General features: G+C 39.5%; 12 protein-coding genes and 1 pseudogene. 7 read left to right on the top strand and 6 right to left on the bottom strand.

Annotation, left to right across the window (positions count from 1 at the left end; all coding sequences use genetic code 11):
• The first annotated feature begins 5 nt into the window (after positions 1 to 5).
• The 4 genes from B4U37_RS06260 (at position 6) to B4U37_RS06245 (ending at position 2,664) form a co-directional block, all read left to right on the top strand.
• Complete coding sequence (locus B4U37_RS06260) at positions 6 to 218, top strand: YheE family protein (RefSeq protein WP_088017533.1); 213 nt, start codon at positions 6 to 8, stop codon at positions 216 to 218.
• 51 nt (positions 219 to 269) lie between these two features.
• A complete protein-coding gene (locus tag B4U37_RS06255) occupies positions 270 to 455 on the top strand; it encodes a hypothetical protein (protein ID WP_088017532.1) in 186 nt (61 codons plus the stop codon).
• 96 nt (positions 456 to 551) lie between these two features.
• Positions 552 to 1,448: a PucR family transcriptional regulator gene (locus B4U37_RS06250; RefSeq protein WP_088017531.1), complete on the top strand. Its 897-nt coding sequence runs from the start codon at positions 552 to 554 to the stop codon at positions 1,446 to 1,448.
• Positions 1,449 to 1,560: 112 nt separating this feature from the next.
• A complete protein-coding gene (locus B4U37_RS06245) occupies positions 1,561 to 2,664 on the top strand; it encodes an ABC transporter ATP-binding protein (RefSeq protein WP_088017530.1) in 1,104 nt (367 codons plus the stop codon).
• 38 nt (positions 2,665 to 2,702) lie between these two features.
• Here B4U37_RS06245 and B4U37_RS06240 read toward each other — a convergent pair whose 3' ends face one another.
• Positions 2,703 to 2,945: a hypothetical protein gene (locus tag B4U37_RS06240; RefSeq protein ID WP_088017529.1), complete on the bottom strand. Its 243-nt coding sequence runs from the start codon at positions 2,943 to 2,945 to the stop codon at positions 2,703 to 2,705.
• A gap of 260 nt (positions 2,946 to 3,205) precedes the next feature.
• Here B4U37_RS06240 and B4U37_RS06235 point away from each other — a divergent pair, with 260 nt between their 5' ends.
• From B4U37_RS06235 to B4U37_RS06225, 3 genes and pseudogenes are all read left to right on the top strand, one after another.
• Positions 3,206 to 3,406: an alpha/beta-type small acid-soluble spore protein gene (locus B4U37_RS06235; RefSeq protein WP_010198503.1), complete on the top strand. Its 201-nt coding sequence runs from the start codon at positions 3,206 to 3,208 to the stop codon at positions 3,404 to 3,406.
• Between the two features lie 195 nt (positions 3,407 to 3,601).
• Positions 3,602 to 4,002 (top strand): annotated as a pseudogene (locus B4U37_RS06230) (DUF805 domain-containing protein).
• A 61-nt stretch (positions 4,003 to 4,063) separates the two neighbouring features.
• A complete protein-coding gene (locus B4U37_RS06225) occupies positions 4,064 to 5,146 on the top strand; it encodes an FAD-dependent oxidoreductase (RefSeq protein WP_088017528.1) in 1,083 nt (360 codons plus the stop codon).
• Between the two features lie 292 nt (positions 5,147 to 5,438).
• On the opposite strand, the gene B4U37_RS06220 is transcribed toward B4U37_RS06225, so the two are convergent.
• From B4U37_RS06220 to B4U37_RS06200, 5 genes are all read right to left on the bottom strand, one after another.
• On the bottom strand, positions 5,439 to 6,182 hold the full coding sequence (locus tag B4U37_RS06220; RefSeq protein ID WP_088017527.1) for an amino acid ABC transporter ATP-binding protein: 744 nt from the start codon (positions 6,180 to 6,182) through the stop codon (positions 5,439 to 5,441).
• A 39-nt stretch (positions 6,183 to 6,221) separates the two neighbouring features.
• Entirely contained in the window at positions 6,222 to 6,923 is a 702-nt protein-coding gene (locus B4U37_RS06215) for an amino acid ABC transporter permease (RefSeq protein ID WP_088020180.1), read from the bottom strand.
• Positions 6,910 to 7,725: an amino acid ABC transporter substrate-binding protein gene (locus tag B4U37_RS06210; protein WP_088017526.1), complete on the bottom strand. Its 816-nt coding sequence runs from the start codon at positions 7,723 to 7,725 to the stop codon at positions 6,910 to 6,912. The genes B4U37_RS06215 and B4U37_RS06210 overlap by 14 nt, the downstream gene beginning before the upstream one ends.
• Before the next feature lie 171 nt (positions 7,726 to 7,896).
• Positions 7,897 to 9,933 (bottom strand): ABC transporter ATP-binding protein, encoded by a 2,037-nt coding sequence (locus B4U37_RS06205; protein WP_425444100.1) that lies wholly within the window; start codon positions 9,931 to 9,933, stop codon positions 7,897 to 7,899.
• Entirely contained in the window at positions 9,930 to 11,687 is a 1,758-nt protein-coding gene (locus B4U37_RS06200; protein WP_088017525.1) for an ABC transporter ATP-binding protein, read from the bottom strand. The genes B4U37_RS06205 and B4U37_RS06200 overlap by 4 nt, the downstream gene beginning before the upstream one ends.
• Between the last annotated feature and the right edge of the window lie 168 nt (positions 11,688 to 11,855).

Raw genomic sequence — 11,855 nt, 5'->3', positions numbered from 1 at the left:
AAGGCATGATTTCACACTTTCAATTAAAACCTTTCTATCAAAACAACCAACTACCTGGCTGGCATCTTTCCTTTTTTTACAAAGGGCACGCCATTAAAGCTGTCTATCACAAAAACGGTTCCATAGAATGGCCAGAATCACAGACCTTTTCCGAAGAAGAAAAACAAGCGGTGGAAGCGCAGATACAAGAACTCATGCTATTTCACGTTTACGATTGAAGAATCATTTTCCCTCCTTTAGATAAACTAACTAAAAAGGAGGGAATTTTTATGTCTGACGAGAAAAAGAAGGATAAAGGCCCACAAAATGAAGGTCGAGATGAGTATTTCATGGATATAGACAGATATATCAATGAAGGACTTGCAGGTGGAACTGTCTTTGAAAGAGAGCGCTACACGAACATAGAAGAAGCACGAGATTTGGTCAAAGAAGAACCTCCAACAGAAAACCAATAAAACTCTTCCCTTTAAGGAGGAGTTTTTTAATTCCTTTGTATACTGCGTTCTCTTCGATATAATAGAAAGAATAGCTCAAAAGGAAAGGGATTAAGCATGTACAACCAATTAAAAAAAATATTTAAGGATGCTCTCATCCAGACATCTGCCCCACATAGTTTTTCACGTTATCTTTGGTTCACTTCTTCAGACAATGATTATTATGGAATAGAAAAAGAAGCGTTGACTACAAAAGATATATTGCTATTAGAAACTTTTTTACAAAAGGTTGAAGAACATCAACTATCCATGAGTGAAAAGGAACAGTGGTGGCATGAATTATTATTTGGCCAAGCTTCTCAAAAGAATCCATACACCCAACCAAGGCCTTTCCGCTTTATCCACTTTGAATTTTCGGAACCATTGTTGAACAAAGAGGAATGGAAAGAAGCTCTAATTGCGTTTTTTGATAACAATTTGGAGATTGTATGGAAAAACTTCACTTCCGGCGTGATTGTCGACTTTTTGCCCGAAGTGAAAACGGAAGAAACTGTCCCTCTTCATGACATCATCGACATCACCGCCTCCGACTTTTATACAAATGTAAAATTGTATATCGGAACATACACCCATTTAGAGGAAAACTTAACAGACTTATTTCACTGGGAGCAAACATGCTTTGAACGATCGTTACAAGCAAGGAAGCAGACAAATATCCATACCTTCCAACATGCCCTCCCTTACATGCTGATCGAAAACATAGATGCCGAACACATCTCATATATTAAGAAAATGTTTGGCACGATGCCGGAAGATGAAAAAGAACTTCTGCAAAGCGTAAAAGTGTATATAGAAAATAATATGAATGTATCCCTAACAGCCAAAAAACTCTTCATGCACCGTAACAGCCTTCAATACCGAATTGATAAATTCATTGAACGGACAGGCCTAGACATAAAAAACTTCCAAGGCGCAATGGCCGCCTACCTAGCAATAATAATCATCGAAAAGTAACGTTGCACAAAGACGTTGCTTTTTTTTGTGCAACTTGTACATTTACGAAATGTATGCGTTTTCGGTAAACTAATAAAAGAATAAGAAAACGATTTCATAGGGGGAAACAAACATGGCAGAATTACAACTCAATCATATCTACAAAGTCTACGAAGGCGACGTAACAGCAGTTAAAGACTTCAACTTACACATCAAAGACAAAGAATTTATCGTATTCGTAGGTCCATCAGGTTGCGGTAAATCCACAACTCTACGTATGATTGCTGGTCTTGAAGAAATCTCAAAAGGTGACTTCGTAATTGACGGCAAAAGAATGAACGACGTTGCACCAAAAGACCGCGACATCGCAATGGTATTCCAAAACTATGCACTATATCCGCACATGAATGTCTATGACAACATGGCATTCGGATTAAAATTACGTAAGTTCCCTAAAGAAGAGATTGACCGCCGCGTAAAAGAAGCTGCAGCAATCCTTGGCTTGGAGCAATACCTTGATCGTAAACCAAAAGCATTATCCGGTGGTCAGCGTCAACGTGTAGCACTAGGTCGTGCAATCGTTCGTGATGCAAAAGTCTTCCTAATGGATGAGCCTTTATCCAACCTTGATGCAAAGCTTCGTGTAGCGATGCGTGCTGAGATTTCTAAGCTTCACCAACGCCTGCAAACGACAACTATCTATGTAACGCATGACCAAACTGAAGCAATGACAATGGCAACACGCCTTGTTGTTATGAAAGACGGTATCATCCAGCAAGTTGGTTCACCAAAAGAAGTTTACGAAAACCCAGAAAACGTATTCGTAGGCGGATTCATTGGATCTCCTGCTATGAACTTTTTCAACGGTAAACTTGAAGATGGAGCATTCCTAATCGGCGAACAGAAAATTGCTGTTCCAGAAGGAAAAATGAAGGTACTTCGCGAACAAGGATATGTAGGAAAAGAAATCATCCTTGGAATTCGTCCAGAAGATATCCACGATGAGCCTGTTTTCATTGAATCATCTGTTGGTACTACTATTACAGCTGTAATTGAAGTATCTGAACTTCTAGGTGCAGAATCTATGCTTTACTCTCAAATCAACGGCCAAGATTTCGTAGCACGTGTTGATTCCCGTACAGACGTGAAGCCTCAACAAAAGCTTCAACTTGCATTGGATATGAACAAATGCCACTTCTTCGACCTTGAAACAGAATCTCGTATTCGTTCTAAATAATATACTTTTACAAAACAGGCCCTTACCGGCCTGTTTTTTTATTCTTGAATAGGAATGATCTGCTCTTTTTGGCAAACTGCACAATTGAACAAATGTAGGCAAATATGATTTTCCACACTGTTTACATCTCCATCCACCATCTTCAACAGGTTTATCTCCATATATGCACTGTAGTCATCCAAATAGTCCGTCACCTTCCCAGTATCATTAAGCATGCTGCCACAAGATTCGCATGTGCCATGATATTCTTCCAACCCATTACATAGCGGACATATCTCCATAAAAGCCCCTCCAGTTCCTTACTACTTCTGCTTTTCATTAATTTTTACATCTTATCTACAAATATGCGTATTACTAAAATAGACAATATCCATAAATTACCTAAAAATAAATGGATAAAGATTTTAGGAAATTCCTATAATACAAGTAACAACTTATCACCCAATGGACCAAGCCTAGACGGCAGCAGAGACCTCTGCACTTACTGGTGCAACCCCAGTTGGTCCAGCCAAAACTATAGTACGAGGAGATGAATCACATCATGGCAAGCAGAAACAATTCGTCAAATCAATTAGTAGCACCTGGAGCTCAAGCAGCTATCGACCAAATGAAGTACGAAATCGCAACTGAATTTGGTGTAAATCTTGGTGCAGACACAACTGCTCGCGCTAACGGATCTGTTGGTGGAGAAATCACTAAGCGTCTAGTTCAAATGGCTGAGCAATCCCTAGGCGGAAGATAAGTTTTAGTTTTTATGTAGCAACATAATTTTATATGTATGGCTTGAGGCACCTCATTTTTGGGGTGCCTTGCTTTGTTATTACTAGAATTTAATTTGTATATATTAACATATTTTCAAAAAATGGTATAAAGATTTTGTGGTTTGGGTATTGAAACTTGAAGCTTTTAAATTAGGTTGTGAATAGGAGGAAAAAAGATGCACTGGTATTTAGAGGGGTTTAGAAACTATTTTAATTTTAGTGGGAGGGCTAGGAGGAAGGAGTATTGGATTTTCACGCTTGTACATTCCGTCATTTTTGGGTAATACCTATGTTTGTAGCTTACTTTTATCAAGATTCCGAAATAATCGTTGGTATCTTTGGTCTCTTTTATCTAATTTTTATCCTCGGGACAATCATACCCGTTATTTCCATAAATGTAAGAAGACTTCATGATATTGGTAAAAGCGGATGGTGGTATTTAATCATATTAATACCGATTGTAGGAGGGATAATTCTTTTAGTATTCGCATGCATTGAAAGTGAGCACGATAACAAATACGGACCCAACCCCAGAAAATATGATCCCTCTCCTAAAGGAGAAGCCCTGACTCATTAAATTAGTATTTACCCCTATAATATATTACACTTTAGCCAAAACCATAAAGGCGGCGAAGTGATTGAACATTGTATTAGTTGGTGGAGGCCACGCCCATTTGAAGTGTTTGTTGGATATAAGGAAAAATAAATTCCCTTTTCCAGATCAAAACATTTTGTTAATCTCACCAAATCAGTATCAATACTACTCAGGTATGTTTTCGGGGTATACCGAAGGCTTGTACTCAGAAGATGAAATAAGAATCGATTTAAAAGACATGGCTGAAAAAGCAGGGGTAACGTTTACTGAGGATATAGTTACCGAGGTTTCTGTTTGTGATAAAACCCTTATGACAAAGGCTGGGGCCAGTATTCCTTTCAGTGTAGTCTCATTTGATACAGGCTCATACATAGAGGGGCCTTCCTCTTTTGAAGAATACATGGTTCAAATTAAACCAAATTACCTTTTTGCAGATATGCTGAAGGTATACCGCGATGTTGATTTCCCAGTGGTTGTCGGGGGCGGGGCTTCAGGGGTAGAAATTGCCTTAGCAATTACGGCTTGGAGAAAGAAAAACGGCTATCCCACTAATGTCAAACTGATTACTTCCTCGAAGCTGTTGCCCTCTTCCTCCAGCAAAACCTCCAAAGTGATAAAAGAAATAGCTGTATGGAAAGGACTTACAGTAATTGAGGATGATAGTGTAGAAGAAATGAATGAGAGTCATGTTATAACACAAAACGGAAGAAGCCTACCTCATTCTCAAGTTCTGTGGTTGACTGGCCCAAGCTCACCTGACATCTTTAAGAGAAGTACGCTTCCTTGTGATCAGAATGGCTTTCTTTTGACTGAAAAAACACTTCAAGCTAAAGGGCTACCGTTCATTTTTGGAGCAGGTGATTGTATAACTCTTGAATCGTTTCCTGACCTTCCTAAAAACGGCGTATATGCTGTGAGACAAGCGGAGTTGCTTTGGAAAAACATCACCAGCTACTTAAATGGTGAAGTGTGTTCTACATTCACTCCCCAACGTCAGTTTTTATCATTACTATCCACAGGTAATAAAGAAGCCTTACTGCAATACGGACGCTTTACAATTCACAGCAAGCTAGCATGGAAGCTGAAGAATAAGATTGATACAGACTATATGCAGAAATACATTTGATGCTGATTTATTAGCTTGGTCTGTTCAAATGTCCGAAGATTTTTGATTTTTGACCGAAGTTTTGTGAAAGTTGACCGTAGTCTGTGGAAATTAGTCTGAAACCTTTACAAATAAGACCCTTTTTTGTCCAAAGATAGAAGCAAAGTGTCCGAACCAAAAAAACACAGTAAAAACTGACGCATTTTCCTTTGAAACTACAGCTTTTTTTTCATTGCTACCTCAAAAAAACAACCAAGTTAAAGCTAAATGAAATCCCCGTCACTTTTAACAGTAACGGGGATTTTCTATATAATCAAACTCCACTTTCAATCATACGAAGGAATTGCTTCGTTCGATCTGTCTTTGGATTTTCAAATATCTCTGCAGGTTTCCCCTTCTCGACAATCTTTCCGTCATCCATGAAAATCACTTCATCTGCCACTTCCTTGGCAAATTTCATTTCATGGGTAACGACCACCATGGTCATCCCTTCCTGTGCCAATTCCTTCATTACTCTTAGCACCTCTCCGACAAGTTCGGGATCTAGTGCAGAAGTAGGTTCATCAAACAGCATCACTTTCGGCTCCATTGCAAGTGCGCGGGCAATTCCGACACGTTGCTGTTGGCCGCCTGAAAGCTGAAAAGGATAAAAGTCCAGTTTATCTCCAAGGCCAACCTTTTCAAGCAACCTTTTAGCTCTCTCTTCCACCTTTGCCTTTGCCTCTTTTTTCACTGTGATTGGACCTTCCATCACATTCTGAAGGGCCGTTTTATGAGGGAATAGATTATAACTTTGAAACACCATACCAGTTAGTCTTCTAAAGCTGGCAATCTTGTTGGAAGATACTTTTCCGGAAAAATCAAGGGCTTGCTGATCGATTTCCACTTTACCGGAAGTAGGAGTTTCTAATATATTCAAGCAACGCAGAAGGGTGGTTTTACCAGATCCAGATGGACCTATTACCACTACCACCTTTCCTTGCTCCACGTTTAAATCGATGCCTTTTAATACTTCTAACTCTCCGAACTGCTTGTATAAGCTCTGTACTGATATCATATCTTGAGCTCCTTTATAAATGGCTGTTTTCTAAAAAAATCATTTTGCAACATATCTGTCCAAACGGCGTTCCACTCTACCTTGAACAAGTGACAAGCAGAAGCATATTACCCAATAGATGGCGCCTGCTTGCGCATAAAGTAACAGGAATTCATAGTTGGTTGCAGCAATCTGTTGCGCCACCCTGAACATCTCTGTTACGAGAATTAAGGAAGCAAGCGATGTATCCTTTACCAAGCTAATAAATGAATTAGACAATGGTGGAATCGAAACTCTTGCTGCCTGTGGCAATATGATTCGTCTAAGCGCTTGAGGATAACTCATCCCCATGGAATATGCCGCTTCCCATTGTCCTTTTGGTGTGGAAAGGATCGCCGCACGGATTATTTCCGATGCATATGCTCCTACATTTAAGGAAAATGCAATCACTGCGGCTGGAAAAGAATCGATGGTAATCCCAATGGAAGGCAATCCATAAAAAATTATAAATAATTGCACTAAAAGAGGAGTTCCACGAATAATCGAAACATAAATTCTAGCTACTATCTGTAATGGTTTTACAGGCGATATTCGTGCCAATGCCGTTAAAATGGCAATCATCAACCCAAAACTGAAGGAAAGCAGCGTCAATGGGATTGTATAAGACAAAGCTCCCTTCACCAAAGGGAGAAGGGAACTTTGTGCGATTGTCATCCATCTATCTAAACGTTCAGGATCTGTCAGGATATTAGTTAAGTACATTTTCACCAAACCATTTCTCTGAAATTTCTTCATACGTTCCGTCTTCGATAATTTCAGCAAGTGCTTTATTTACCGCTTCTACTAACTCATCACTGCCTTTGCGGAACATCATGCCACTCTGCGCTGCATCTCCCGCTTCATCAACAATTTTAATTTGTGCATTTGGACGGTTTTTTTGGAAATCAAGAACAGATAATTTATCATTGATCGTTACATCAACACGATTGGAGTTAATTAGTTCTACCGCTTGGTTGAATCCTTCAACGCCTTCAATTTCAGCTTTATACTCACGCGCAATATCTGCATAATTACTTGTTAGAGATTGAGCAGACTTCTTGCCTTCAATATCTTCAAAACTATTTATTTCATCATTATCTTCTTTTGCTACTAGTACTGCAGCTGAAGTAATATAGTGGTCTGAGAAATCGTATTTTTCTAAACGGTCTTCACGGATTCCCACTTGGTTTGCAATCATATCAAAGCGCTTAGAATCAAGACCTGCAAACATAGCATCCCATTGTGTTTCCATGAATTTTACTTCTACACCCATTTTTTCAGCAATCGCTTCTGCTATTTCTACATCAAAACCTGTCAACTTTCCAGACTCATCATGGAATGTAAATGGAGGGTATGTACCTTCTGTTCCTACTAGAAGTTCCCCTTCTTCTTCCACCTTGCTAAGAAGATTATCCGATTCTTTAGGAGCATCTCCTCCAGCACCGTTATTATTCGTTGTACCACATGCAGTTAACACTACTGCAGATAGTAAAAGTAATGTGAATATAGATAAAATTTTCTTCATTCTGTTAAACCCCCAGTATTCTTATATGAATTATTTTCACGCAACATATTGTATAGTATAAGAAGTCTTTAAGCTTGTCAAAGACTTTGTTTTACATATTTATTTTCTCCCAATATCCATAAAAATAACAAAAAGGCTACGGGGAATCTTCCTCCCTGTAGCCTCAAGATTTTAGACAGCAAGATCCTTGCTACCTTGCTGCAATTCGTACATCTGATAATACTTGCCTTTTCTCTCCATTAGTTCGGAATGGTTGCCTCGCTCCACTATTTCTCCGCGGTCAAGTACAAGTATTTGATCTGCGTTTTTAATAGTAGAAAGTCGGTGGGCAATGATGAAAGTGGTTCTTCCTTTTTTCAATACTTCTAATGCCTGCTGGATAACGGCTTCCGTTTCTGTATCAATACTTGCTGTCGCCTCGTCAAGAATCAAGATAGCCGGGTCGAACGCAAGAGCACGTGCGAAGGAGATCAGTTGACGTTGTCCGGAAGATAACGTACTTCCTTTTTCAATCACTGGCTCCTCCAGTCCTTTTGGCAAGGCGTTGATAAAATCCATTGCCCCTACATCCTCTAGTGCCTTTTTCACGCGATCCATGGAAATGGAGGAATCATCTAGACTTACATTAGATGCAATCGTCCCAGTAAACAAGAACGGATCCTGAAGTACGATTCCCATATGCTGTCTGATTGCCTGTTTGGGCAATTCCTGAATGTTTTGCCCATCAATGACGATTTTCCCTTTTTCAATATCATAAAAACGGAATAAAAGATTCATGATCGAGCTCTTTCCTGATCCAGTATGCCCGACCAGTGCTACTGTCTCCCCTTTTGAAGCAGTAAAGGAAATATCCTTTAACACATATTCATTTTCCTTGTAACCAAACCAAACAGACTGAAAGGAAACATTTCCTTCATAGCGGGGATGTTTTATATCAGAAACCTGAACTCCCGCTTCATCCATCAACTCAAACACGCGGACCGCAGACACACGTGCCTGTTCTAGGTTTGCCAATTGATTGACCATCCCGGTAATCGGACCGAACATTCTACCTAAGTAGTCAACAAATGCATATAAAACCCCTAGTGAAACAATGGTTCCAATCCCTAAAGAAGCACCTCCAAAATACCAAATCACGACGACAAATGAAATATTCCTAAGTACCCCCACAAGGTTATGGGATGTTAACGCATTTAGACTTAACAGTTTATTTTGGTAAGTGAAATGCTGCTCATTCCACCCTTCAAACTCTTCTGTTGCCTTCTTTTGACGTCTAAAGGCTTGGATGATGGTCATCCCTTGAATAGACTCATTAATATTCCCGTTTATATCACTTAGAAGCGCTCTGATTTTATGATTATAAACAGAGGCATATTTACGGTAAAAAATAAACCATACAATTAGAATCGGTATTAAGGTCAAGCAAATTAAGGCCAACCTTACATCAAGTAAAAATAATGCGATATAAATTCCAGTTATATAAATCAGTCCCGAAAAGAATGTTGCAAGGACTGTTACATATAACTCCTTGATCGTTTCCGTGTCATTGGTAATCCTTGATACTACTTTCCCTGCAGGGAGATGATCAAAGTATTGTATCGGTAATTTCTGTATCTGCCCAAACACATCCTCCCTCATTTTCTGAATGATGCGGTTGGCAGATGTCTGAAGATAATAACTTTGGCCGTATTGAAAAAATGAAGCCACTACAAGCAAGGCAAAATATAACCCTACAAGATAGATAATATATTTTACTTCTGGCTGATAAAAGTTGATCAATTCACTGTTAGTCAATTTTTGCGCAGGATAGCTTTGCTCCTCTTCTCCTCTTCTAATGGTGACCTCACTATTAGAAGCAGACCTTTCCCCATCAAAGCGGATATCTGAAGGCAAGAAATAATACTCTCTGCCGACCTGAAGTATCCTTGCTGTGTTTTCAGAGGTTGCACTTTCTTCTTCCCTGTCTTCCCTGCCATAATAGTTTCCTTCAAAATATACTCGATTTTCACCATCTTGCTCTGTTTCGATCCAAGCTTTTTCAATGCCAAGAATATGCTCGTCAATCATTCTTTTAGCGATAAAAGGACCAGTCAATTCTGCTGCAACCGCAATGGACAGCATGAACAATGCAATAATGATGATTCTCTTTTGAGTTAGTGCATATTGAAATAGGCGTTTGCCTGATTTTATTTCTTTGATGTCTTTCATGTTAAAACCTCGCCTCCTTTTGGCGATTGAACTTGCTGCCTAACAAACTGTTCTTTGTACCAGCCTCCGATGGCCATCAACTGGTCATGCATGCCGGATTCTACAATTTTTCCGTCTTCCAACACAATAATCCAATCAGCATGCTGTACCCCAGATAGGCGGTGTGTGGTAATTATTGTTGTTTTTCCAGCGCGTTCATTTCTAATATTTTCAATGATTGTTGCTTCTGTTTTCGCATCGACTGCTGATAATGAATCATCAAGTATCAATATTTGAGGATCTGCAATAAGGGCACGTGCAATGGAAATACGCTGTTTCTGTCCTCCTGATAACGATACTCCTTTTTCTCCAACCAACGTCTGCAGCCCTTCCGGAAGCAATTCTAGATCTTTTTCAAAAGCAGATGATCTGATCGCTTGCGCAATTTCTTCATCCGTTGCATCTTCTTTTCCAAATAAGATGTTTTCTTTAACAGACCGCGAGAATAGGATATGATCCTGTGGCACATAGCCAATCCAGCCTTGAACCGTATCCAACGGGATTTTTTCCAAATCCACCCCATTTATATTAATGGTACCTGTACCAAGTGGGTACTCTCTTAAAAGTTGCTTAATCAATGTTGTTTTCCCGCTTCCTGTTTTCCCGACAATCCCAAGTGTTTGCCCTGCTTTTAGATGGAAAGAAACATTCTTTAAATTTTCCGCATTAGAGGAAGGGTATTTGAATGTAACTTGATTGAACTCAATCATGGAAGGAGTAGACACATCTATCGTTTCATGGTGATCGCGGACATCCTCTTTGTAAGCTAGGGTCTCGTTAACACGATCGAGCGATGCATTTCCCCTCTGCATGACGTTGATTAGCTCACCAATTGCAAACATCGGCCAAATTAACATTCCCAAATATACATTGAACGCCACGAGCTCGCCTAAAGTAATTGATTTATGGAAAACCAAGTAAGCCCCATATCCGAGACCAATTAGGTAACTTGCCCCGACAAGCAGTTTAATGGTCGGCTCAAAGAGAGAATCAATGATGGCAACTTTTACATTTTTCTTATACACATCATCCGTCATCTCATGAAATCTGCCCTGATCCGCTCTTTCCTGTACATAGGCGCGAATAACTCTGACCCCTGCAATGGATTCGAGGACTTTGTCGTTCATATCTCCAAAAGCATCCTGCGCTTCTGTAAAACGCTGATGAATTTTCTTCCCATATATATTCATAGCAATTGCCATCAATGGTAGTGGAATGATAGCTGCTAATGTCAGCTTCCAACTGATCATAAAGCCCATCGTCCCCAAGATGATCAACATGAACACACTAGAATCAATGAGTGTTAAAACCCCGAAACCTGCTGTGGTGGAAATGGCTTTCAAGTCATTCGTTGCCCTTGCCATTAAATCCCCCGTGCGGTTTTTCTCATAAAATGTAGGTGTCATCTTTAACAAATGGCCCATCAATTTTGACCTTAGTGATCTTTCCACTAAGAAGGAGCTTCCAAAAAGCTGATACATCCATGTGTAGGTAATCCCATAAATGACTATCGCCAATATGGTTAGAAAAATTACGTATTGCATTAACTTTTCAGGCGTGAAGGCACCTATTTGTATATCATCAATGGCCATTCCGATCATCTTCGGCGGAATAACCTCTAAGATTCCTGCAAAAATAAGTAGTGCAATTGCTACTGTATATCTCTTCCAATGTTCTTTAAAAAACCAACCCAATTTTCCTAGTACTGAAAACATAATGAAAAACTCTCCCTTCTATGCTGAATTCAAGTTTCTTGCTACCCTCCATCTGAAGCCACTTTGTACATCATTAAACGAACATAAACATTTCCCATATTGTATTCCTCCTGTTTATATGGAAGCGTTGAGACTTCCATTGTTTCGGTTTTTGGAAAATTATAGAAA

The organism is Sutcliffiella horikoshii, from assembly GCF_002157855.1.
Taxonomy (GTDB): domain Bacteria; phylum Bacillota; class Bacilli; order Bacillales; family Bacillaceae_I; genus Sutcliffiella_A; species Sutcliffiella_A horikoshii_C.
Note: the sequence above shows the minus strand (reverse complement) of the source record. Positions and strands in the feature narration are given on the sequence as shown.

Bases quoted from the DNA above. Each gene is read 5' to 3' on its own strand.
- B4U37_RS06210 (WP_088017526.1), bottom strand. From the start codon at position 7,725: ATGAAGAAAATTTTATCTATATTCACATTACTTTTACTATCTGCAGTA.
- B4U37_RS06215 (WP_088020180.1), bottom strand. From the start codon at position 6,923: ATGTACTTAACTAATATCCTGACAGATCCTGAACGTTTAGATAGATGG.
- B4U37_RS06245 (WP_088017530.1), top strand. From the start codon at position 1,561: ATGGCAGAATTACAACTCAATCATATCTACAAAGTCTACGAAGGCGAC.
- B4U37_RS06205 (WP_425444100.1), bottom strand. From the start codon at position 9,933: ATGAAAGACATCAAAGAAATAAAATCAGGCAAACGCCTATTTCAATAT.
- B4U37_RS06255 (WP_088017532.1), top strand. From the start codon at position 270: ATGTCTGACGAGAAAAAGAAGGATAAAGGCCCACAAAATGAAGGTCGA.
- B4U37_RS06260 (WP_088017533.1), top strand. From the start codon at position 6: ATGATTTCACACTTTCAATTAAAACCTTTCTATCAAAACAACCAACTA.
- B4U37_RS06250 (WP_088017531.1), top strand. From the start codon at position 552: ATGTACAACCAATTAAAAAAAATATTTAAGGATGCTCTCATCCAGACA.
- B4U37_RS06200 (WP_088017525.1), bottom strand. From the start codon at position 11,687: ATGTTTTCAGTACTAGGAAAATTGGGTTGGTTTTTTAAAGAACATTGG.
- B4U37_RS06220 (WP_088017527.1), bottom strand. From the start codon at position 6,182: ATGATATCAGTACAGAGCTTATACAAGCAGTTCGGAGAGTTAGAAGTA.
- B4U37_RS06235 (WP_010198503.1), top strand. From the start codon at position 3,206: ATGGCAAGCAGAAACAATTCGTCAAATCAATTAGTAGCACCTGGAGCT.
- B4U37_RS06240 (WP_088017529.1), bottom strand. From the start codon at position 2,945: ATGGAGATATGTCCGCTATGTAATGGGTTGGAAGAATATCATGGCACA.